Origin of the sequence: Flavonifractor sp. AGMB03687, from assembly GCF_017811815.1 — a bacterium.
In the GTDB taxonomy this organism is placed as follows: Bacteria; Bacillota; Clostridia; order Oscillospirales; family Oscillospiraceae; genus Flavonifractor.
The window spans coordinates 50,689-72,864 of sequence record NZ_JADKZI010000010.1 but is presented as its reverse complement, the minus strand read 5'-3'; the positions used below and the strand labels follow the sequence as shown (position 1 = coordinate 72,864).

17 protein-coding genes and 1 other annotated feature are annotated in these 22,176 nt (G+C 61.3%); of the genes, 5 read left to right on the top strand and 12 right to left on the bottom strand.

What is annotated here, in order from left to right; translation table 11 throughout:
- Positions 1-61 precede the first annotated feature (61 nt).
- Complete coding sequence (locus J9789_RS15690) at positions 62-1,411, bottom strand: sigma 54-interacting transcriptional regulator (protein WP_245185328.1); 1,350 nt, start codon at positions 1,409-1,411, stop codon at positions 62-64.
- Positions 1,412-1,758: 347 nt separating this feature from the next.
- Between J9789_RS15690 and rpoB the strand changes: the two genes are divergently transcribed.
- From rpoB to J9789_RS15665, 5 genes are all read left to right on the top strand, one after another.
- The gene (gene rpoB, locus J9789_RS15685) at positions 1,759-5,469 is read left to right on the top strand and encodes a DNA-directed RNA polymerase subunit beta (protein ID WP_209346619.1); all 3,711 of its coding nucleotides are present in this window, start codon (positions 1,759-1,761) and stop codon (positions 5,467-5,469) included.
- A 22-nt stretch (positions 5,470-5,491) separates the two neighbouring features.
- Positions 5,492-9,280, top strand: a complete 3,789-nt coding sequence (rpoC, locus tag J9789_RS15680) for a DNA-directed RNA polymerase subunit beta' (protein ID WP_209346618.1) — start codon at positions 5,492-5,494, stop codon at positions 9,278-9,280.
- Positions 9,281-9,375: 95 nt separating this feature from the next.
- Positions 9,376-10,752 (top strand): glycosyltransferase 87 family protein, encoded by a 1,377-nt coding sequence (locus J9789_RS15675; RefSeq protein WP_209346617.1) that lies wholly within the window; start codon positions 9,376-9,378, stop codon positions 10,750-10,752.
- Between the two features lie 74 nt (positions 10,753-10,826).
- Positions 10,827-11,117, top strand: a complete 291-nt coding sequence (locus J9789_RS15670) for a hypothetical protein (RefSeq protein ID WP_209346616.1) — start codon at positions 10,827-10,829, stop codon at positions 11,115-11,117.
- Between the two features lie 41 nt (positions 11,118-11,158).
- Positions 11,159-12,076: an SH3 domain-containing C40 family peptidase gene (locus J9789_RS15665; protein ID WP_209346615.1), complete on the top strand. Its 918-nt coding sequence runs from the start codon at positions 11,159-11,161 to the stop codon at positions 12,074-12,076.
- Positions 12,077-12,209: 133 nt separating this feature from the next.
- Here the strand turns inward: J9789_RS15665 and J9789_RS15660 are convergent, their stop codons facing one another.
- The 11 genes from J9789_RS15660 to pyrB all read right to left on the bottom strand — a co-directional run bounded on the left by J9789_RS15660 (position 12,210) and on the right by pyrB (position 22,141).
- On the bottom strand, positions 12,210-12,557 hold the full coding sequence (locus J9789_RS15660; protein WP_245185327.1) for a serine proteinase: 348 nt from the start codon (positions 12,555-12,557) through the stop codon (positions 12,210-12,212).
- 98 nt (positions 12,558-12,655) lie between these two features.
- Positions 12,656-13,075 carry a GtrA family protein gene (locus J9789_RS15655; protein ID WP_209346614.1) on the bottom strand — a complete coding sequence of 140 codons (420 nt, stop codon included), beginning with the start codon at positions 13,073-13,075 and terminating at the stop codon, positions 12,656-12,658.
- On the bottom strand, positions 13,056-14,024 hold the full coding sequence (locus J9789_RS15650) for a glycosyltransferase family 2 protein (protein ID WP_209346613.1): 969 nt from the start codon (positions 14,022-14,024) through the stop codon (positions 13,056-13,058). Before J9789_RS15650 ends, J9789_RS15655 begins: the two co-directional genes overlap by 20 nt.
- Positions 14,025-14,156: 132 nt before the next feature.
- On the bottom strand, positions 14,157-14,867 hold the full coding sequence (locus J9789_RS15645; RefSeq protein ID WP_209346612.1) for a sigma-70 family RNA polymerase sigma factor: 711 nt from the start codon (positions 14,865-14,867) through the stop codon (positions 14,157-14,159).
- Positions 14,864-15,307 carry an anti-sigma F factor gene (gene spoIIAB / locus J9789_RS15640; protein ID WP_209346611.1) on the bottom strand — a complete coding sequence of 148 codons (444 nt, stop codon included), beginning with the start codon at positions 15,305-15,307 and terminating at the stop codon, positions 14,864-14,866. The genes J9789_RS15645 and spoIIAB overlap by 4 nt, the downstream gene beginning before the upstream one ends.
- Positions 15,308-15,322: 15 nt before the next feature.
- Positions 15,323-15,628 carry an STAS domain-containing protein gene (locus tag J9789_RS15635; protein WP_209346610.1) on the bottom strand — a complete coding sequence of 102 codons (306 nt, stop codon included), beginning with the start codon at positions 15,626-15,628 and terminating at the stop codon, positions 15,323-15,325.
- Between the two features lie 93 nt (positions 15,629-15,721).
- Complete coding sequence (locus J9789_RS15630) at positions 15,722-16,450, bottom strand: hypothetical protein (protein WP_209346609.1); 729 nt, start codon at positions 16,448-16,450, stop codon at positions 15,722-15,724.
- A 171-nt stretch (positions 16,451-16,621) separates the two neighbouring features.
- Positions 16,622-19,255, bottom strand: coding sequence for a valine--tRNA ligase (locus tag J9789_RS15625; protein ID WP_209346608.1), 2,634 nt, complete (start codon positions 19,253-19,255; stop codon positions 16,622-16,624).
- Between the two features lie 46 nt (positions 19,256-19,301).
- Positions 19,302-19,511: a binding site (T-box leader), on the bottom strand.
- A gap of 61 nt (positions 19,512-19,572) precedes the next feature.
- Positions 19,573-20,394, bottom strand: coding sequence for a hypothetical protein (locus tag J9789_RS15620; RefSeq protein WP_209346607.1), 822 nt, complete (start codon positions 20,392-20,394; stop codon positions 19,573-19,575).
- Entirely contained in the window at positions 20,391-20,939 is a 549-nt protein-coding gene (locus J9789_RS15615; RefSeq protein WP_209346606.1) for an RNA polymerase sigma factor, read from the bottom strand. The genes J9789_RS15620 and J9789_RS15615 overlap by 4 nt, the downstream gene beginning before the upstream one ends.
- A gap of 143 nt (positions 20,940-21,082) precedes the next feature.
- Positions 21,083-22,141 (bottom strand): aspartate carbamoyltransferase, encoded by a 1,059-nt coding sequence (gene pyrB, locus J9789_RS15610; RefSeq protein WP_087335844.1) that lies wholly within the window; start codon positions 22,139-22,141, stop codon positions 21,083-21,085.
- Positions 22,142-22,176: the final 35 nt, after the last annotated feature.

The following is a 22,176-nucleotide window of genomic DNA, read 5'->3' as shown; positions in this document are numbered from 1 at the left end:
GCTTTTCGATTGGATGGTTCCGTCCAACAGTAGCGCAAGATTTTTTGCGGTGCAAAATTTTTTACAGGTTAAATTTTTGCAGTCTGTATTTCAGGTTCTGCCGGGACACCCCCAGCAGGCGGGCTGCCTGGGAGATGGAGGTGGACTGGGCCATAGCCTTGCGCACCAGCTCCCGCTCGTACTGCTCCAGGGCCTGGGGCAGGGAAAAGCCCTCCCCGATGGTATCCCCGCCGACAGGCTCCTCCTCCAGCTCTACCAATCCCTGATCCAGGATGTCTGCCATATGGTCCACCATCAGCATCTCAGACCGGGCGGAGACGTAGGCACCCTCCACCACGTTCTGCAACTCCCGCACATTGCCCGGCCAGCTGTACTGCTCCAGGCGGCGCAGAGCCTGCTCGCTGATGCCCCGGATATCCCGCTTCATCTTCTGATTATAGCGGTCGATGAAGTGACGGGTCAGCAGAGCGATGTCTCCCTTCCTCTTGCGCAGCGGCGGCAGGGTAATGCGCACCACACCCAGCCGGTAATACAGGTCCTCCCGGAGGCGGTGCTCCCGGATCAGCTTGGCCGGGTCCTCATTGACCGCGGCCACGATGCGCACATCGAAAGGAATGTCCCGGCTGCCGCCCAGGCGGCGCACCTTCTTCTCCTCCAATACCTTTAATAATTTGGCCTGGAGGCCGATCTCCATGGAATTGATTTCGTCCAGGAAGAGGGTCCCGCCGTCGGCCTCCTCCAGCAGTCCCTTTCGGGTCAGTGCACCAGTGTAGCTGCCCTTTTCCGTACCGAAGAACAGGCTCTCCAGCAGATTGGAGGGGATGGCGGCACAGTTCTGGGAGACAAAGGGCTTGTCCGCCCGCCGCCCCTCGCTGTGGAGGGACTCGGCCACCAGCTCCTTGCCGGTACCTGTCTCGCCGTAAATGAGCACCGAGGAATCCAGGGGCGCCACGTCCCGGATACGCTCCTTCAGGGCCAGCATAGCCGGATCCTGGGTGATGATCCGGTCCAGCCGGTAAAGTCCCCCGTTCTCTCCCCGGATGACCCGCTGGTCAATGGCGTGGTATTTGGAGGAGTCCACCACGCACTCCACCTGCCCGTCCACCACGATGGGAATGGTGGTGGATTCCAGCAGCACCCGCTCGCCTTTGCGATTGTTGATATCCTGCAATACATTATAAGTAGCACGCCCCGTTTTCAGGGCCTGGAGGATGGTGCTGCTATCCTCGTCCAGCTCGGGATAGAGCTCCAGAATGTGTCGCCCCTCCGTCTCCTGGGAGCACCAGTAGCTGTCCAGCGAGATGCGGTGATACTCCACGATACCGTTCCGGTTGGCAATGAGAATACCGTCGGTGTCCTCGCACAGGCGTACCACCTCGCCGATCTGATCCAAAACCCGTTTCCGAATCAATCCGCCGTCCCTCCTTGCGGTAAAAACCCCGATGAACAAAAAAAATCTGGATTTCTCCAGATTCTTATCGCATAACCGTTGACTTTTCCAGTGATTCCATGGTATACTAAAACGCTCTTAACTTCCTGACTGCGTTTACCGATTCCACCCCACTGTGTGGTCAGTTTAACACAGCAGGGCGGAAAGCGCAAGAGGAAATGATCATGTTTTTATCCACGCATTCGGGTGTTCGCATCCGATGTTCCACCGCCCTTTTTGTATGGTTTGACGGAAAGCAGCAGCATGAGCCGGGGCCGCTCCCTTTCGGCAGCGGCTCCAGACAATGAAATCGAGGTGTTTTTTCTACGATGGTCAAGGACGTCTACTTCGGCAAGACCCTCCGCAAAAGCTTTGCCCGCCATGAAGAGATCCTCCAGATGCCCAACCTGCTGGAGGTGCAGAAGAACTCCTACAAGTGGTTCCTGGATACAGGCCTGCGGGAGGTCTTCAAGGATGTGGCTTCCATTACCGACTATGCCGGTAACCTGGAGCTCTCCTTCATCGACTACTCCATGGATGAGCCTCCCAGGTACAATGTAGAGGAGTGCAAGGCCCGGGACGCCACGTATGCCGCGCCCATCAAGGTGTGGGTGCGTCTGCGCAACAAAGAGACCGGCGAGATGAAGGAGCAGGAGATCTTCATGGGAGATTTCCCCCTGATGACCAAGGCCGGTACCTTCGTCATCAACGGCGCCGAGCGCGTCATCGTCTCCCAGATCGTCCGTTCCCCCGGCATCTACTACTCCCGCACCGAGGACAAGGCGGGCAACGTGGTGTACGCCACCACCGTGATCCCCTACCGCGGCGCCTGGCTGGAGTATGAGACCGATCTCAGCGACATCTTCTATGTCCGTATCGACAAGAACCGCAAGCTCCCCATCACCTGCCTGATCCGGGCCGTGGGTCCCAAGACCGACCAGGAGATCCTGGATCTCTTCGGCAACGATCCCCGCATCGTGGCTACCCTGGAGAAGGATGCCTGCAAGACCTATGAGGAGGCCCTGCTGGAGATCTACCGCAAGCTCCGTCCCGGCGAGCCCCCCACGGTGGACTCCGCTGAGAGCCTGCTCAACGCCCTCTTCTTTGACCCCCGTCGGTACGACCTGTCCGCCGTGGGCCGCTACAAGTTCAACAAGAAGCTGTCCATCTGGACCCGTCTGTCCGGTCAGAAGCTGGCCATGCCCGTGGTTGATCCCACCACCGGCGAGATCCTGGCCGAGCCCGGCGAGGTGCTCACCCGTGAGCGCGCCCGCGAGCTGGAGGCCAAGGGCGTCAACGAGGCCATTCTGGACCTGGACAGCGGCGTGCAGCTGAAGGTCTTCTCCAACAACATGGTGGACATGGCCGGTTTTGTGGACTTCGATCCCGCCGAGTGCGGCGTCACCGAGAAGGTGCGCTTCACTGTTCTGCAGGAGCTGCTGCAGAACTACTCCGGCGAGGAGCTGAAGGACGCCATCAAGGACCGCATGGACGACCTGATCCCCAAGCACATCATTGTGGACGACATCATGGCGTCCATCAACTACCTCAACTGCCTGGCCCACGGCGTGGGCAACGCCGACGACATTGACCACCTGGGCAACCGTCGTCTGCGCTGCGTGGGCGAGCTGCTGCAGAACCAGTTCCGCATCGGCTTCTCCCGCATGGAGCGCGTCATCCGTGAGCGTATGACCATTCAGGACCTGGACATCGTCACTCCCCAGTCCCTGATCAACATCCGCCCCGTCACCGCCGCCATCAAGGAGTTCTTCGGCTCCTCCCCCCTGAGCCAGTTCATGGACCAGACCAACCCTCTGGCTGAGCTGACCCATAAGCGCCGTATGTCCGCTCTGGGCCCCGGCGGTCTGTCCCGTGACCGCGCCTCCTTCGACGTGCGAGACGTTCACTACTCTCACTACGGCCGTCTGTGCCCCATTGAGACCCCCGAAGGTCCCAACATCGGCCTGATCTCCTACCTGGCCTCCTACGCCCGCATCAACCGGTACGGCTTCATCGAGGCTCCCTACCGCAAGGTTGACAAGGCCACCGGCAAGGTCACCGATCAGGTGGAGTATATGACCGCCGACATGGAGGACGAGTTCACCATCGCCCAGGCCACTGAGCCCCTGGACGAGAACGGCTGCCTGAAGAACGCCCGTATCACCTGCCGTCACCGCAACGAGATCATCGATGTGGACCGCGACCAGGTGGACTACGTGGACGTGTCCCCCAAGATGATGTTCTCCATCGCTACCGCCATGATCCCCTTCCTGGAGAACGACGACGCCAACCGTGCTCTGATGGGTGCCAACATGCAGCGTCAGGCCGTGCCCCTGCTGACCACCGAGGCCCCCATCGTGGCCACCGGTCAGGAGCACAAGAACTGTATCGACTCTGAGATCGCCATCCTGGCTGAAGAGGACGGCGTGGTCACCAAGGTGTCCGCTCAGTACGTCACCGTCCGCTACGACAGCGGCCGCGTGGAGGAGTACAAGCTGACCAAGTACCTGCGCTCCAACCACGGCACCTGCATCAACCAGCGGCCCATCGTGTCCGCCGGCCAGCGCGTGGAGAAGGGCGAGGTCATCGTAGACGGCCCCTCCACTTCCAACGGCGAGATCGCCCTGGGCAAGAACATCCTCATGGGCTTCATGACCTGGGAAGGTTACAACTACGAGGACGCCATCCTGCTCAACGAGCGCATGGTGAAGGAGGACGTGTTCACCTCCATCCACATCGAGGAGTATGAGACCGAGTCCCGCGACACCAAGCTGGGCCCCGAGGAGATCACCCGCGACATTCCCAACGTGGGCGACGACGCCCTGAAGGATCTGGACGAGCGCGGCATCATCCGCGTGGGCGCCGAGGTCCACGCCGGCGACATCCTGGTTGGTAAGGTCACCCCCAAGGGCGAGACCGACCTCACCGCCGAGGAGCGCCTGCTGCGCGCCATCTTCGGTGAGAAGGCCCGCGAGGTCCGTGACACCTCCCTGAAGGTGCCTCACGGCGAGAGCGGCATCATCGTGGACGTGAAGGTCTTCACCCGCGAGGCCGGCGACGAGCTGTCCCCCGGCGTCAACATGGTGGTCCGCGTCTACATCGCCCAGAAGCGTAAGATCTCCGTGGGCGACAAGATGGCCGGCCGTCACGGCAACAAGGGCGTCGTGTCCCGCATCCTGCCCCAGGAGGATATGCCCTTCCTGCCCGACGGCACTCCCCTGGACATCGTTCTGAACCCCCTGGGCGTGCCTTCCCGTATGAACATCGGTCAGGTGCTGGAGGTCCATCTGGGCTACGCTGCCAAGACCCTGGGCTGGAAGGTTGCCACCCCCGTCTTCAACGGCGCCGACGAGAAGGACATCGCCGAGACCCTGAAGATGGCCGGCCTGCGCCCCGACGGCAAGAGCTGGCTGTACGACGGCCGTACCGGTGAGCGGTTCGACAACCCCGTCACCGTGGGCTACGTTTACTTCCTCAAGCTGCACCATCTGGTTGACGATAAGATCCACGCCCGTTCCACCGGCCCCTACTCCCTGGTCACCCAGCAGCCTCTGGGCGGCAAGGCCCAGTTCGGCGGCCAGCGCTTCGGCGAGATGGAGGTGTGGGCTCTGGAGGCCTACGGCGCCGCCTACACCCTGCAGGAGATCCTCACCGTCAAGTCCGACGACGTCACCGGCCGCGTGCGCACCTACGAGTCCATCGTCAAGGGCCACAACGTGCCCAAGCCCGGCGTGCCTGAGTCCTTTAAGGTTCTGGTCAAGGAGCTGCAGTCCCTGTGCCTGGATATGAAGGTGCTGGACGACCAGGGCAACGAGATCGAGCTGAAGGACGACGACGAGGATACCTATCAGCCCGGCAAGTTCCGCGACGATGACGACGACTTCTACGGCTACAACGCCGGCGGGGAGTCCGACTTTGCCGCCGCGGGCTACACCCTCAAGGAGGGCAGCGACGACGACGACCTGGCTGTGGAAATCGAGGACGACAGCGACGATTACGACGAGTCGGACGATTACTCCGACGGCGACGATATGGAATAACTAAGGGAGGTCGAGCAGAAATATGAGTTACGCTGAATTTGACGCCATTAAGATCGGCATCGCCTCCCCGGAGCAGATCCGCGAGTGGTCTTACGGCGAGGTCAAGAAGCCCGAGACCATCAACTACCGCACTCTGAAGCCTGAGCGGGACGGCCTGTTCTGCGAGCGCATCTTTGGCCCAACCAAGGACTGGGAGTGCCACTGCGGCAAGTACAAGAAGATCCGCTACAAGGGCAAGATCTGTGACCGCTGCGGCGTTGAGGTCACCCGGGCCAAGGTGCGCCGTGAGCGCATGGGCCACATCGAGCTGGCCGCCCCCGTGTCCCACATCTGGTACTTCAAGGGTATCCCCTCCCGGATGGGCCTGCTGCTGGACATCAGCCCCCGCATCCTGGAGAAGGTGCTCTACTTCGCCAGCTATATCGTGACCGATCCCGGCTTCTCCCCCCTGGCCAAGAACCAGATCCTCTCCGAGAAGGAGTACCGCGACATGCGGGAGAAGTACGAGGACGACTTTGAGGCCGGCATGGGCGCCGAGGCCGTGAAGAAGCTGCTCCAGGACATCAACCTGGAGGAGCTCTCCGTCCAGCTCCGTGCCGAGCTGAAGGACGCCTCCGGCCAGAAGAAGGCCCGCATCGTCAAGCGTCTGGAAGTGGTGGACGCCTTCCGCATCTCCGGCAACAAGCCTGAGTGGATGATCATTGACGTGCTGCCTGTCATTCCCCCCGAGCTGCGCCCCATGGTGCAGCTGGACGGCGGCCGCTTCGCCACCTCCGACCTGAATGACCTGTACCGCCGGGTCATCAACCGCAACAACCGTCTGAAGCGCCTGATCCAGCTCAACGCCCCCGACATCATCGTGCGCAACGAGAAGCGCATGCTGCAGGAGGCTGTGGATGCTCTGATCGACAACGGCCGCCGCGGCCGCGCCGTCACCGGCGCCAACAACCGCGCCCTGAAGTCTCTGTCTGACATGCTGAAGGGTAAGCAGGGCCGCTTCCGTCAGAACCTGCTGGGTAAGCGTGTTGACTACTCCGGCCGTTCCGTTATCGTGGTTGGCCCCGAGCTGAAGATCTATCAGTGCGGCCTGCCCAAGGAGATGGCCATCGAGCTGTTCCGTCCCTTCGTCATGAAGAAGCTGGTGGAAGACGGTCTGGCCAACAACATCAAGTCCGCCAAGAAGATGGTGGACAAGGGCAAGGCTGAGGTCTGGGACGCCCTAGAGTTCGTCATCAAGGACCACCCCGTTATGCTCAACCGCGCCCCCACCCTGCACCGCCTGGGCATCCAGGCCTTCGAGCCCGTGCTGGTGGAAGGCCGCGCCATCAAGCTGCACCCCCTGGTGTGTACCGCCTTTAACGCCGACTTCGACGGTGACCAGATGGCCGTTCACGTGCCTCTGTCCGCCGAGGCTCAGACCGAGGCCCGGGTACTGATGCTCTCCGCCAACAACCTGCTGCGTCCTCAGGACGGCGGCCCTGTTACCGTGCCTACTCAGGACATGGTGCTGGGTTCCTACTACCTGACCTATGAGAAGTACGCCGAGCACACTGCCGAGGAGACCTATGACGACGTCGCCGCCGTCAAGGCCGCTCTGGACGCCGGTACCCTGAACCCCGGCGATCTGGTGTGGGTCAAGAACCCCGGCTCTCTGGACGACATCCCCACCTACGCCGGTATCTGCGCTGAGACCGAGGACGGCCAGCTGCCCCGCGAGGTGCTCCACGTCTTCGGCAGCGACATCGAGGCCCGTCTGGCCTACGACGAGGGCGAGCTGGAGCTCCATGTGCCCATCCTGGTCCGCCGCTCCGCCGAGGTGGATGGCGAGACCCGCTACAAGCTGGTGCGCACCACTGTGGGCCGCCTGATCTTCAACGAGGGCATCCCCCAGGATCTGGGCTTCGTGGACCGCACCGATCCCGAGCAGATGTTTGAGCCCGAGATCAACTTCGTCACCGGCAAGAAGCAGCTGGGCAAGATCATTGACAAGTGTATCGTCAAGCACGGCTTCACTGTGTCCGCCGGCGTGCTGGACACCATCAAGGCCAAGGGCTACAAGTTCTCCACCCGCGGCTCTCTGACCGTCTCCATCTACGACATGACCATCCCCGAGAAGAAGTACGGCCTCATCGCCGACACCGAGAAGGAGATCGTCAAGATCGAGCGTCAGTACAAGCGCGGCTTCCTGACCAACGACGAGCGTTATCGTCTGGTGGTTGAGGCCTGGGAGAAGACCACCAAGGACGTGACCGACGCCCTGATGGCCGGCCTGGACCGCTACAACCCCATCTGGATGATGGCCGACTCCGGCGCCCGTGGTAGCTCCGCTCAGATCCGTCAGCTGGCCGGCATGCGCGGCCTGATGGCCGACACCTCCGGCCGCACCATCGAGATCCCCATCAAGTCCAACTTCCGTGAGGGTCTGTCCGTGCTGGAGTACTTCATCTCCTCCCGAGGCGCCCGAAAGGGTATGGCCGATACCGCTCTGCGTACCGCCGACTCTGGTTACCTGACCCGTCGTCTGGTGGACGTGTCTCAGGAAGTCATCATCCGTGAGGACGACTGCGGCACCGACGACGGCATCATGGTCAGCGAAATCGTGGAGAACGGCCAGGTCATCGAGACCTTCGGCGAGCGCCTGAAGGGCCGCTATCCCGTGGAGGACATCTGCGATCCTCAGACCGGCGAGGTCCTCTTCGATCACCACACCATGTTGAAGGCGGACGATGCCGCTGTGCTGGAGGCCCACGGCATCCACCAGGTGAAGATCCGCTCCGTGCTGACCTGCCGCGCCCGCAGCGGCGTATGTTCCAAGTGCTACGGCATCAACCTGGCCATCGGCGAGCCTGTGGGCGCCGGCGAGGCCGTTGGTATCATCGCCGCTCAGTCCATCGGTGAGCCCGGTACTCAGCTGACCATGCGTACCTTCCACACCGGCGGCGTCGCCGGCGGCGATATCACCCAGGGTCTTCCCCGTGTTGAGGAGCTGTTCGAGTCCCGTAAGCCCAAGAAGATGGCTCAGCTGGCCGAGATCGGCGGTAAGGTCACTCTGGAGGAGGCCAAGCGCAACTCCATGTGCAACCTGACCATCACCGCCAACGACGGCGAGGTCGTCACCTATATGCTGCCCTATGCCGGCTTGCGTGTGAAGAACGGCGATACCGTGGAGAAGGGCTTCGCCCTCACCGAAGGCGCCCTCTATCCCCAGGACGTGCTCCGTGTCCGCGGCATCCACGCCGTATATGACTACCTGATCCAGGAAGTCCAGAAGCCCTACCGTCAGCAGGGCGTTGATATCAACGACAAGCACATCGAGGTCATCTGCCGCCAGATGATGCGTAAGGTCCGCGTGGAGGACGCCGGCGATTCCGATCTGCTCTCCGGCTCCACCATCGAGCTCATCGAGTTTGAGGACGCCAAGGCCGCGGTTCAGGCCCGCATCGACGCCGGCGAGACCAACAACGGCATCGAGCTGCGCCTGCCCACCTGCACCCGCCTGCTGATGGGTATCACCAAGGCCTCTCTGGCCACCGACTCCTTCCTGTCCGCCGCCTCCTTCCAGGAGACCACCAAGGTCCTGACCGAGGCTGCTATCAAGGGTAAGGTGGACCACCTGCTGGGCCTGAAGGAGAACGTTATCATCGGTAAGCTGATCCCCGCCGGTTCCGGTCTGTCCATGTACCGCAAGTACGACCAGATGGACGACGAGGGCACCGCCCAGAGCGGTGAGACCGTGGAGGAGAGCGCCGAAGTGACCGACGCCGCTCCCGAGGTCGAGGAAACCATTCTGACCGACAGCGCGGATTTCTAATCCCAAGGCTTTTTTGGGGGGCGTTGCAACATGCAGCGCCCCCCTTTTTCTATGGTCATCCCCTTCCATCCATCCCCGCTGTGTGAGGTGACTTCATGCGATCTGCTTCCCCTCTGGCTCTGGCCGCCGGTGCTGGCGGCGCTGCCCTGCTGATCGGCTCCTTCTTTCCCATTGCCGCCCTGCCCCAGGGCGGCACCGGCGCCAAGGCGGCGGTCTTTCTCCTGCTGATCGCCGCTGCGCTGCTGGCGGTCTGGCTGCTCCATCGGGCGGGCTATTCTTCCACGCCCTTCTGGACCGCGCTGCTCCCCGTGGGGCTGGCCTTTTTCCTGCGGGCTGTGCTGCTCTACTATGTGGCGGACGACTACACCATCTTCCTGTCCCAGTGGGTAGCCACATTCCGGGAAAACGGCGGCTTTGGGGCCATCAAGCTGTCCATCGGCAACTACAACGTGCCCTACCTCTATTTCCTGGCCGCTATCTCCTATCTGCCCATCCCCGACCTGTACCTCATCAAGCTGTTTTCCATCTTCTTTGATGTGGTGCAGGCCTGGGGTGGCCTTCGTCTGGTGCGGCATTTTACTGGACCCCGGAGCACCCGCCCCCTGATCTGCTTCTGCGCCCTGCTGCTGCTCCCCACCGTGGTACTCAACGGCTCCCTCTGGGGACAATGCGACGCCCTGTACGGGGCGCTCACCCTCCACGCTCTGGTGAATGCGCTGGAGAACCGTCCCAAGTCCTCCGCCGCTCTGCTGGGCGTGGCCTTCTCCTTTAAGCTCCAGACGGTGTTCATCCTCCCCCTGTGGGCAGTGCTGTGGATCGCCCGGCGCACCCGGTTCCGGGATCTGCTCCTCTTCCCCGCCGCCTATGTCCTTACCTGCCTTCCCGCCCTGCTGCTGGGCAAGCCCCTGGGCGATATCCTGGGGGTCTATGTGGGCCAGACTCAGGAGGGCGCAGGCGCCCTGAACTACAACTGCGCCTCCATCTTCTCCATGGTCCCCTACGGCACCCAGCTGGACGAGGCGCTATGGGCCCGGGTGGGCATCCTGGCCGCCTTTGCTCTGGTGCTTGTGCTGCTGGTGCTGGCCGCGCTCTTCCGGGACCGGCTGGATGACAAGGCCCTGCTGCTGTGCGGCGTGATCCTCACAGTGGGAGTGCCCTTCCTGCTGCCCTATATGCACGACCGCTACTACTTCCTGGCCGACGTGCTGACGGTGGCCCTGGCCTACATCCTGCCCCGGAGCCTTCCGCTTGCGGTGCTGGTCCAGCTGGCGTCGTTCAGCGCCTACCTGACCTACCTGCGGATGAAATACACCCTGGTGATCTCCCTGGGCGGACATCTGTTTACCATGCTGCTGGAAAGCCTGCTGATTCTGGCCGTATTGGTAACTGCAATCTACGTTTTTACCCATCACTTGACCGTGAACCCCCGCTCTTCCGGCGAAAAAAACAAGAAATCCCGGAAATGCGGTTGACGACTTGGAAACAATGTGTTACAATTTGGTTACAGTATTTAAAAAGCAGTAACAACTTTCTGAAGGAGGCCAAAATGGCTACGCAAACCATCCCTCTGACCTACAAGGGCCATCCGCTTCGCCGTAAGGACAGTCTGATCTATTACGGCAGCATGGCCGAGAAATATATCATCATGCTTCAGATCCTGGACCAGAAGAAGGATCAGGATCTGGACATGGCCACCCGGGTTTCCGTTCAGCTCCAGCTCACCGATCCCGACCTGAAGAGCCGTGACCGCGTGGTGAAAAAGACCGAAAAGGACAGCCTGTACGCCGCCATGGACGTAGCTTCCGTCTGGCTGGAGCGTGCTCTGTCCGGTAAGTAAGTACCTATCCACCCAACGAACAGAACGGAGGAATTCTACCAATGATAAAGCCTGCCAAGCTGCTGCGCACCGCGCTTTTGACCGTCGCCGTCTCCGCCGCCTGCATGATCGGCGCTTCCGCCGCCAGCGGTGTGGGTACCGTCAACACCGACGCCCTGCGTCTCCGTGACGAGGCCAACACCACTTCCACCATCCTGGCCACCGCTTCCAAGGGCGACACCGTCGTCATCCTGGAGGACGCCGGCAACGGCTGGTACAAGGTGGACTACAACACCGTGGAAGGCTACATGTCCAGCGAGTACCTGACGGTCTCCGCCAAGTCTGACGTGACCATCGGCTACGGCCTGGTTCAGGCTGACGGTTCCACCCTGAATGTGCGCAGCGGACCTGGCACCAGCTACAGCAAGGTGACCTCCCTCAGCGATAACACCGTAGTCACCATCGTGGGCATCGACAACGGCTGGTACAAGATCAAGACTTCCGCCGGTACTGTGGGTTACGTCAGCAGCGAGTACATGGTGACCTGCAAGGACTCCGCCGGTTCTCGCGGCGACGGCACCACCGCTGTGGCGGTCAGCTCCAACAGCAGCATGGGCAGCCAGATCGTGGCCTATGCCAAGCAGTTCCTGGGCGTTCCTTACGTCTATGGCGGCAACGGCCCCAGCTGCTTTGACTGCTCCGGCTTCACCAGCTATGTGTACCGTCACTTCGGCTACACCCTGAACCGCACCGCCTCCACTCAGCTCTCCAACGGCGTGGCCGTTTCCAAGAGTGAGCTGCAGCCCGGCGACCTGGTGTTCTTCCGTTATAACACTTCTTACCCCGCTTCTCACGTGGGTATCTACATCGGCAATGGCCAGTTCATCCACGCCTCTACCAATAAGTATCAGGTGCAGATCGATCAGCTGATGACCGGCCACTACGCCAGCGTGTACATCGCCGCCCGCCGCATCCTCTGATTTTTGCTTGGCAGGTAAAGATCATACGACATAATAACAGCCCCGCTTGCAGCTGCAAGCGGGGCTGTTTTTCACGCTTGAGGGCGTAGATATCGAAAAGCGCCCCGCCAAATTCGGCGGGGCGCTCTGTTCATTATTCTTCGGTATAGTCGGTGTGCTCGGCCTGACTGGTGGCCTGGAACACATCCTCGTCGGTGAGCACGCCGTCCTGCTTGAGCTGGGCGATGCGTGCCTTGTTCTCCTCAATGTTAATCTTGGCGGTGGTGATCCGCTGGCAGAGGGCGGCGTAAGCGGGATCGGGCGCGCTGCCCTGCTCGGCGTAATAGAGCTTGCCGATCTCCATATAGGCCTTGCGGATAGCATCCTCCTCACCGGAGTTGTTCAGGGACAGCTTGGTGATCTCCATCATCTGCTTGGACTTGGCCATACCAACCCGGCCCAGGTCCGCCGCTTTGTCTCTCAAATCGTCAAAAAAAGCCATGCTTCTGCCTCCTTGCGGTGTGTTGTCTGAAATACTGGCCTTATTCTAATCCCTTTTCCCAGTATGTGCAAGGGGAGGCCGTCGGATTTCACACAAATTTAACCTGTGAGCTTGTCCTGCTTTTTCTGAAAGGCAAAGAATCGCTGGCCAAAATAGTTGAGGATGGTATACAGCGCCATGCCGCCCAGCTTGGTGAGCCGCTCCTGCCACACCGGGGGAATGCCGGTGCTCCCCAGCACCCAGCCGGCAATGGGCTGAGCCAGGGCGTAGGCAATCACATAGCACACCGCCACATTGACGGCAAACTTCACCGCCGAGCGCAGGAGGGTCTCCTCACTGTGGAAGGTGAAATGGCGATTGAGGAAAAAGCTCATGACCGCGCCCGCCACATAGGCAATGGCGGTAGAGGGCCAATAGCCCAGCCCCTCCAGCAGGAACATGAGCACCATGGACAGCAGGGTGTTGCCCACGCCCACCAGCAGGAACTTGGGGATGCTCTTATCGATCAGCTTTGCCATGCTCGTCCTCCAGCACCTCCCGGATCAGGAAGCGGGGCCGCTCCTTGCTCTCCAGGTAGATCTTTCCGATATACTCACCGATGACCCCCAGGGACAGGAGGATGAGCCCGCCGATGGCCCACACGGAGCAGATCAGGCTGGCCCAACCCAGAATGGTCTCACCCATAGCCCAGCGGACGATGGAGTAGATCAGCATCAGAATGCTCACCAAAAATACCAGGAAGCCCAGACCGGTAATGAATCGGATGGGCTTCACCGACAGAGAAGTGATGCCCTCCATGGCGAAGGACAGCATCTTTTTCAGAGGGTACTTGCTCTCGCCGGCAAACCGCTCCCCCCGCTCGTACTCCACAGTGCCAGTGCGGTAACCGATCATGGGCACGATGCCTCGGAGGAATAGGTTGACCTCCTTGAACTCTGCCAGGCCTTCCAGGGCTCGCTTGGACATGAGGCGGTAGTCGGCGTGGTTGAACACGGTCTCCGCCCCCATAGCGTTCATCAGGCGGTAAAAGCCCTCGGCGGTAAAGCGCTTGAAGAAGGTATCCTTCTTGCGGGAGGAACGCACGCCGTACACGATGTCGCACCCGGCATAATATTGCTCCACCATGGCATCCACTGCATCGATATCGTCCTGCAGGTCAGCGTCCATGGAGATGGCCATGTCACACCGGTCCTTGGCGGTCATCAGGCCCGCCAGCAGGGCGTTCTGGTGGCCCCGATTGCGGCTCAGATCCACCCCTGAGAAGATCGGGCAGCTCTGGTGGAGCTCCTCGATGAGCTGCCAGGTCCTGTCCTTGGAGCCGTCGTTGACGAAGAGCACCCGGCTCTCCTGGGAAATAGTGCCCGCTGCCATCAGGGCCTCCAGCTTCTCTTTCAGCCGCCGGGAGGTCTCGGGAAGTACCTCTTCCTCGTTGTAACAGGGAACAACAATATAGAGAATTTCTTCCATATTACTCCAACTTCCTTGCATTTTTGTCCTATTTGGTCATTATACTCCCTTTAGACGAGAAAAACCACCATTAAGTTTCCTCTTATCCAAACAAAGTCATACTCATCGCAGGACAAAATGCAAGCCATCCCCTCAGTCCGCCAGCTTCTTCCGCAGCCGCTCCACCGCCTTTCGCTCGATGCGGGACACCTGAACCTGGCTTACCCCCAGCACCCGTGCCGCCCGCTCCTGGGTCATACCCCGGTAGTAGCGCAGCAGGATCACCTGCTGCTCCCGATCAGGCAGGTCCGCGATGGCGTCCCGCAGGGACTCCCGCTCCACCACCGCGTCCTCCATGCCGTCGGTGCCTAGCACGCTCTCCAGGGTAAGGCCGTCCCCCGTCTCCATCTGGAGAGAGGCTACCGGCATCCCCGCCTCCTCGGCTGCGGCAATCTCCTCCGGTTCCAGTCCGGTGGCCTCGGCCAGCTGGGACAGGGTGGGCTCCCGGCCCAGGGAGGCGGTCAGCTTTTCCCGGGCCGCCCGGATAACCATGCCCCGCTCCTTCAAGCCGCGGCTCACCTTGATGGCCCCGTCATCCCGCAGGTAGCGGCGGATCTCGCCGGCGATCTTGGGCACGGCATAGGTGGAGAACTGGCAGCCGAAAGCGGGGTCAAAGCCCCGCACCGCCTTCACAAAGCCCAGGCATCCCAGCTGATACAGATCCTCAGGCTCCACGCCCCGGCCGTAGTAGCGGCGCACAATGGACCAGATGAGTCCTCCATTCTCCTCGATCAGCCGGGCACAGGCCTCATTGTCCCCCCGGCGGGCCTCCTCCAGCAGGGCGGGGGTGTCCGCCACGCTCATCCGGCCCCTCCCATCCGGCGGGAGATCCGGCGCCGCATGGTCACCGTGGTACCCTTCCCCGGCGTGGAACGCACTTTCAGCAGGTCCATAAAGCTCTCCATGATGGTAAAGCCCATGCCGCTGCGCTCCTCCCCGCCGGTGGTGTACATGGGGCGGCGGGCCTGCTCCACATCGGGTATGCCCACCCCCTTGTCCTTGATCTGGATCTCCAGCGTATGGTCCTCAAAGAGACGCAGTCGCATCTGGATCAGCCCCAGGCGGTCAGGATAGGCGTGGACAATGCAGTTGGTAACCGCCTCGCTTACCGCCGTCTTGATATCGTTGACCTCCTCCAGGGTGGGGTCCAGCTGGGCCGCAAAGCAGGCCGCCGTGGTGCGTGCAAAGCTCTCGTTGGCCGACCGGCTGAGAAAGGCCACCGTGGCCTCGTTCATCGCTTTCATTATGTACTTCCTCCGTCATTCAAATTTGATCAGCCGGTCCACGCCAGCCGCCCGCAGGACCTTGCCCGCCTGCTCCGGCACATGGACCACCTCCATGGAGCCCTCCAGTTCGCCCATCCGGCGGTTGGCACGCAGCAAAATGGCGATGCCGGAGCTGTCCATGAAATTCACGCCCCCCAGGTCTACCGTCAGCTGTCGGGGCATGGTCACATCGATCTGCCGCACCAGCTCTCCCATGATCTGTCTGGCCCGGTGGTGGTCCACCTCTCCGTCAATTGCCGCGTACAGCGTCCGGTCCTTTGCTTTGCAGATCACTGCCATGGCTTGTCCCCCCTGTACAAAAAAATCGCAGTATACCAAATTTTGGTATACTGCGATCCTATCACAATTACGCCATATATTTTGTCGAAGAGGTCAACGGACCAGGGAAAAATTGGTGAAGATCCACTTCTCCCCCACTTTTTCGTAGGGGAAGTCAAAGGTCAGGTTATCCACTACTGCGCCGTCCTGCTCCGGGTCCAGCACCTCCACCGTCACCCGGACGGTGCAGCGGTTGGGGTCTCCATCCCGCAGGACCTGGACGGTCTCCGCGCCCCGGGTGACATCGGTGCCTCGGCCCCCATCTCTGCCGTAGAGAACACCGTCGATGTCGATATACTGGGTGCCGTCATAGGGCAGCAATTTCTCCACCAGGTCGTCCGAGAACAGGCTCTTCAGATAGCCCCGCAGGTTGGCGGTGCTGTCGATGCCGGGGTAGTCCACCCGGTAATACGCCTGCCCGTTCACCTCCCGGCTGTCCGTCCGGTCCAGGGGTAAGGTCTCCACCTGGAACCACCAGAAGGCCTCCACCGCCGCCCGGTAGGCGGTCAGCACCTCCTCGTCATTGGGTCCGTCATAGGGCGTGGGGGTGGGTGTGGGCTCCACAGAGGGCGACGGCTCCGCACTCTCCACAGGGTCAGGGGTGGGCTCCACCGTGGGACTGGGCTCCGGTACGGCGGAGGGGGACGGGACGGCGCTCTCCTGCACCTCCGGCGGGGTGGAATCCCCAGGCGTGGAGGTAACAGCCGCCTCCCCACTGCTGCAGGAACTGGTACACCCACCCAACAACAACAGCAGCGCCAACAGCGGGATCAGCCGCTTCATGCTCCAGCCTCCTTTCCGCCCGATACCCCGGGCTTTATCATACTCCCGTACATTTTATCCGATTCTCAACGGGAGCACAACCACAGTTGTGTAACAAAGTATGACAAAACAGGCACAGAAACGCCGCCATCCGCATCCGATGGCGGCGTTTCGCAGTTTTTCGTCTCTTTATCAGGCCAGAGCGGCAGCAGATTCTTCCAGCTTCACCAGCAGGGCCTTCAGTTTGGCAGCCCGCTCGCGCTCGGCCTCCACCACCTGGGCGGGGGCCTTGTTCACAAAGCCGGGGTTGTTCAGCTTGGTCTCCAGCTTGTCCAGCTCCTTGCGGTTCTTGTCCATTTCCTTCTGGATGCGGGCCTTCTCCTTCTCCAGATCCACCAGCTCAGCCAGGGGCAGGAACAGACGGGCGGCATGGGTGGTGACGGCCACCATACCCTGCGCGTCGATCTCCTGGGTGGCCTCCACCACCTTCACGTCGCTGGCGTAGGCCAAGCGCTTCAGGAAGGGGATGCCCTGATGGAACACGGACTGCTCCAGGGTAGAGACGGTGAGCTGGGCCTTCTTGGAGGGGGGCACGTTCATCTCGGCCCGGCGGGCACGGATGGCACGGATGGCGTCCATGATGAGCTCCATGGCCTTCTCCTCCTCGGGGAAGTCCAGGTTGACGTGGTGCTCCGGCCACTGCTGGAGCATCAGATAGTCGCCCTCATGGGGCAGCGCCTGCCAGATCTCCTCGGTGATGAAGGGCATGAAGGGGTGCAGCAGCTTCAGGATCTGGGTGAGCACGTAGCACAGCACCTGCTGGGCCCGGATCTTGCTGTCCTCGTCGTCGCCCTGGAGGCGGGTCTTGGTCAGCTCGATATACCAGTCACAGTAGGAGTCCCAGATGAAGTCGTACACCTTCTGGGCGGCCACGCCCAGCTCATAGCGCTCCATGTTCTCGGTGATCTCAGGAATAACGCTGTTGAGCTTGGACAGGATCCACTTGTCCTCCAGCTCCAGCTTGTCCGGCAGCTCACACTTATCGATGGTCAGGTTCATCATCAGGAAGCGGGAAGCGTTCCAGATCTTGTTGGCGAAGTTGCGCATAGCCTCGCACCGCTCGGTGTAGAAGCGCATGTCGTTTCCGGGGGAGTTGCCGGTGACCAAGTTGAAGCGCAGCGCGTCGGCGCCGTACTGGTTGGCCATCTCCAGGGGATCGATGCCGTTGCCCAGGGACTTGGACATCTTGCGGCCCTTGTCGTCCCGCACCAGGCCGTGGATGAACACGGTGTGGAAGGGGGGCTTTCCGGTATGCTCGCAGCCGGAGAAGATCATGCGGGCCACCCAGAAGAAGATGATGTCGTAGCCGGTGACCAACACGTCGGTGGGATAGAAGTACTTGTAGTCCTCGGTCTCCTGAGGCCAGCCCAGGGTGGAGAAGGGCCACAGAGCGGAGGAGAACCAGGTATCCAGCACATCCTCCTCCTGCTTGATGTGCTTGGAGTGGCAGTGCTCGCACTCGGTGGGATCGTCCTCGGACACGGTGATGTGGCCGCACTCCTCGCAGGTCCAGGCGGGGATCTGGTGGCCCCACCACAGCTGACGGGAGATACACCAGTCGTGGACGTTCTCCATCCAGTTGGTATAGATCTTGGAGAAGCGGTCGGGGACGAACTTGACCTCGCCCTCGTTGACCACCCGCAGAGCCTCCTCGGCCAGGGGCTTCATCTTCACGAACCACTGAGCGGAGATCAGGGGCTCCACGTCGTTGTGGCAGCGGTAGCAGGTGCCCACGTTGTGCTGGTGGGGCTCCACCTTCACCAGCCAGCCGCCGGCCTCCAGGTCCTCCACGATGGCCTTCCGGGCCTCGTAGCGGTCCATGCCGGAGTAGCGGCCGTAGCCCTCCACCACCTTGCCGTTGTCGTCCAGCACCCGGATGGTCTCCAGGTTCTGGCGCAGGCCGACCTCAAAGTCGTTGGGGTCGTGGGCAGGAGTCATCTTCACGCAGCCGGTACCGAACTCCATGTCCACGTACTCGTCGGCCACAATGGGCATCTCACGGCCCACCAGGGGCAGGATGCACTTCTTGCCCACGATGTCCTTGTACCGCTCATCGTTGGGGTTGACCGCCACGCCGGTGTCGCCCAGCATGGTCTCAGGCCGGGTAGTGGCCACGATGACATAGCGGCCCTCCTCACCCTTGATGGGGTAGCGGATGTGCCAGAAGGAGCCGGGCTTGTCCTGATACTCCACCTCGGCATCGGACAGAGCGGTGACGCAGTTGGGGCACCAGTTGATGATGCGGCTGCCCTTGTAGATCAGGCCCTTCTTGTACAGGGAGACAAACACGTGGCGGACGGCCTTGGACAGGCCCTCGTCCATGGTGAACCGGGCACGGGACCAGTCACAGGAAGCGCCCAGCTTCTTCTGCTGCTCCACGATACGGTTGCCGTACTTGTGCTTCCAGTCCCACACCCGCTCCAGGAATTTCTCCCGGCCCAGGTCGTAGCGGGACAGGCCCTCGTTCTTGCGCAGCTCCTCCTCCACCTTGATCTGGGTGGCAATGCCGGCGTGGTCGGTGCCGGGCACCCACAGGGCGGCGTAGCCCTGCATCCGCTTGAAGCGGATCAGGATGTCCTGGAGGGTGGAGTCCATGGCATGGCCCATGTGGAGCTGGCCGGTGACGTTGGGGGGCGGCATGACAATGGTGAAGGGCTTTTTGTCAGGATCACGGTGACCCTCGAAGCAGCCGTTTTTCTCCCACATCTCGTAGACGCGGCCCTCCACCTCCTGGGGTTCATAGACCTTGGGAAGTTCTTTTTTCATCTGTTACACTCCTTTTCGGGGCAAAAAAGGTTCGCCCCAAGCCTTTGCTCAGGGCGAACCTGTCAGTCCGCGGTACCACCTGAATTTCCCTTGCGGGACACTCATTGCCTCTGTAACGGGAGAACCCGCCGCCCCCTACTGTGATTCAGGGACAGAGCTCTGGGACGACCTTCCCCCCACCGCCGGAGAGCCTTGCACCAAACCGGCTCCTCTCTGTACCTTTCGCGGGGGTACTCCTTCCCTTCCAAGCCTTTTCGGAAAGATATTATACCCACTTTTCCCGTCCCTGTCAAGGATAGCCCGGTTTTTGTCCCATTTCAGAGCACAAAACTGTTCAGCATGGCCTCCAATGTCTCCAGTGCCTGCTCGGGCGCTTCCTGACTGGAGGCATCCACCCAGTACCACACGCCGTTCACCGCAAAATGGGCCCGATACAGGCGCTCACCGTAATAATCATAGAAGGTATCCCCCGGAGCGAACTCCACGGTGGCCAGCAGGACAGGCAGTCCGTTGTCATAGCTCCGCTCCTCCGTAGTAAACTGCGTCCCTTCCGAAAACAGCACACCCTGGTACAACTCATTGTCCGGATGTTTCATCCGCTCGGTATGGGCTGTGACTTTTACCGTCAGCCGCACATCTCCGTCCCGATAGTTCGCCTTACACTCCAGCTGCGTGGGTCCTACTTGGTCGCTGCTCAGGTCGGTCCGGAAGGTTGTCTGCCTCACACGGTCCAGCCAGGGGTTCTCCGGCAAATCCAGCGCAAAGTACACCTCCGCCTCAGCCCAGCTGTGTACGTCCACTGCCACGGTGGAGGCGGGGTGTTCTGCCGCCGTGTCCAGCACCTCCTGGGGCAATTCATCCAGGGGGATAAAATCCACCCCGCCCCAAAGGTTGTAGCCGTTATAGGTGTCATCGTCCTGATCCGCAAAGATCAGGTCTTCAAAAAACTCCACCATCCGGAATCCGCCTGCCCGGCTGACGGCCCACACGGAACCCAGCAGGACCACGCACAGGCAGGCCGCCGCCAGCGCCAGCCGCCCCATTCGGCGTGGTCTTCTCTGCCGGGGACAGTCCGCCTCTTCCACCAAAGCCGGGTCCACAAAGCCCAGCATCTCCTGCACCTGTTCCGCCTGCTTCATAGATATCCCTCCTGTCTCAAAAACTCCCGCAGCTGGTTCCGCGTGCGAAAGAGCACCGTCTTTGTCTTGCTGACGCTCCAGCCCACGTGGGCGGCTGCCTGCTCCACACGGTCGGCATACCAGTAGCGGCGGAGAAAGACGGTGCGCACCGGCGGCTTCTGTGACCAGAGGAACCGGGAAATGGCCTGCCCCAGTTCTCTGGCCTCCAGCTGCCCATGGGGGGTATCTCCTTCCGGCAGGCATGGAGCCAGCTCCAGAGCGGCCTCCTCCACCGTAGGCGGGCGGCGTCCGTTCTCCCGGCCGATGGCCAGCGCCCGGTTTCGCACAATGGCCCCCAGCCATCCCTTGAAATGCTCCGGGCAGGCGGGCGGGATGGCGTTCCAGACCGCCATGGCGCAGTCGCTGAGGCACTCCTCCACATCCCGGGCATCCGTAAGCAGACGGCGGGCAATGGCGGCACAGTAGGCTCCGTATCTGGCCTTGGTCTCTTCCACCGCACGGGGGTCTCTGGCCTGATAAAGCCGGATCAGCTCCTCGTCCGTCATGGGTTTCCCCCTCTCCTGTTTTGAAAGGCCCTTCTGCCTATATAGAGTGCAACAGCAGGCAGTTGGTTGCAAAAAACTTCGACTTTTTATGCACCGCATGAAAAAAGCCGGGCGGCCTCTGGCCGTCCGGCTTTCCATTCTGATTAGTGCAGTTCCTTGTCGCAGTAAGCGCAGCAGTCCACGCCGCCGTTCTTCTTCACCAGAGGGGGCAGATAGTGGTCCGTCTGGGTGATGCAGTTGGGGTTGGAACACACCGGCTTGGTGCCGATCTCCACCGCATCGGGACGCATACGCTCCTGGTTGGCCAGGTCGGTGAGCAGCGCCATACGGGCAAACATGCCGTAGCGGGCCTGCTCAAAATAGACAGCCCGGGGATCGTCGTCCACGTCGATGGCGATCTCATCCACACGGGGCAGGGGGTGCATCACCAGCAGGTCCTTCCGGGCCCGGTCCAGCTTCCGGCGGGTGAGTACATAGATGCCCTTGCAGCGCTCGTACTCCAGAGGATCCACGAAGCGCTCCCGCTGGATACGGGTCATATAGAGCACGTCCAGCTGGGGGATGACGGCTTCCAGGCCGGTGACCTCGGTAAACCACATGTTATTCTCCCGCATGAAGGCCCGCATATACTCGGGCACCGCCAGCTCACGGGGTGCGATGAGGAAGAACTTGATGCCGTTGAACTTGGCCAGAGCCTTGATGAGGGAGTGGACGGTACGGCCGTTCTTCAGGTCGCCGCACAGACCCACGGACAGGCCGTCCACGCCGCCCCGCAGGCGGGTGATGGTGGTCAGGTCGGCGGTGGTCTGGGTGGGGTGCATGTGGCCGCCGTCGCCGGCGTTGATCACCGGCACGTCGGAGTAGAGGGAGGCCGCCTTGGCAGCGCCCTCTCTGGGGTTACGCATGACCACCACATCCGCATAGCCGGACACCATCTTGATGGTGTCCTTCAGGGTCTCACCCTTGGCGGTGGAGGTGGACTTGGGATCAGCAAAGCCAAACACCGTGCCGCCTACCCGCAGCATGGCAGTCTGGAAGGAAAAGTTAGTTCGGGTGGAGGGCTCATAGAACAGGCTGGCCATCACCCGCCCCCGGCAGGCGTCCATAAAATCGGCGGGGTGGTCCATAATATCACTGCACCGCTGGTACAGGGACTCCCACTCCGCCCTTGACAGGTCTCCAAAGTCGATCAAATGCCGCATGACGCTTCATTTCCCCTTTTGAATTTTTTCTATCG

Coding starts and splice junctions, on each gene's coding strand:
- rpoB (WP_209346619.1), top strand. CDS start 1,759: ATGGTCAAGGACGTCTACTTCGGCAAGACCCTCCGCAAAAGCTTTGCC.
- rpoC (WP_209346618.1), top strand. CDS start 5,492: ATGAGTTACGCTGAATTTGACGCCATTAAGATCGGCATCGCCTCCCCG.
- J9789_RS15675 (WP_209346617.1), top strand. CDS start 9,376: ATGCGATCTGCTTCCCCTCTGGCTCTGGCCGCCGGTGCTGGCGGCGCT.
- J9789_RS15670 (WP_209346616.1), top strand. CDS start 10,827: ATGGCTACGCAAACCATCCCTCTGACCTACAAGGGCCATCCGCTTCGC.
- J9789_RS15665 (WP_209346615.1), top strand. CDS start 11,159: ATGATAAAGCCTGCCAAGCTGCTGCGCACCGCGCTTTTGACCGTCGCC.
- J9789_RS15660 (WP_245185327.1), bottom strand. CDS start 12,557: ATGGCTTTTTTTGACGATTTGAGAGACAAAGCGGCGGACCTGGGCCGG.
- J9789_RS15655 (WP_209346614.1), bottom strand. CDS start 13,075: ATGGCAAAGCTGATCGATAAGAGCATCCCCAAGTTCCTGCTGGTGGGC.
- J9789_RS15650 (WP_209346613.1), bottom strand. CDS start 14,024: ATGGAAGAAATTCTCTATATTGTTGTTCCCTGTTACAACGAGGAAGAG.
- J9789_RS15645 (WP_209346612.1), bottom strand. CDS start 14,867: ATGAGCGTGGCGGACACCCCCGCCCTGCTGGAGGAGGCCCGCCGGGGG.
- spoIIAB (WP_209346611.1), bottom strand. CDS start 15,307: ATGAAAGCGATGAACGAGGCCACGGTGGCCTTTCTCAGCCGGTCGGCC.
- J9789_RS15635 (WP_209346610.1), bottom strand. CDS start 15,628: ATGGCAGTGATCTGCAAAGCAAAGGACCGGACGCTGTACGCGGCAATT.
- J9789_RS15630 (WP_209346609.1), bottom strand. CDS start 16,450: ATGAAGCGGCTGATCCCGCTGTTGGCGCTGCTGTTGTTGTTGGGTGGG.
- J9789_RS15625 (WP_209346608.1), bottom strand. CDS start 19,255: ATGAAAAAAGAACTTCCCAAGGTCTATGAACCCCAGGAGGTGGAGGGC.
- J9789_RS15620 (WP_209346607.1), bottom strand. CDS start 20,394: ATGAAGCAGGCGGAACAGGTGCAGGAGATGCTGGGCTTTGTGGACCCG.
- J9789_RS15615 (WP_209346606.1), bottom strand. CDS start 20,939: ATGACGGACGAGGAGCTGATCCGGCTTTATCAGGCCAGAGACCCCCGT.
- pyrB (WP_087335844.1), bottom strand. CDS start 22,141: ATGCGGCATTTGATCGACTTTGGAGACCTGTCAAGGGCGGAGTGGGAG.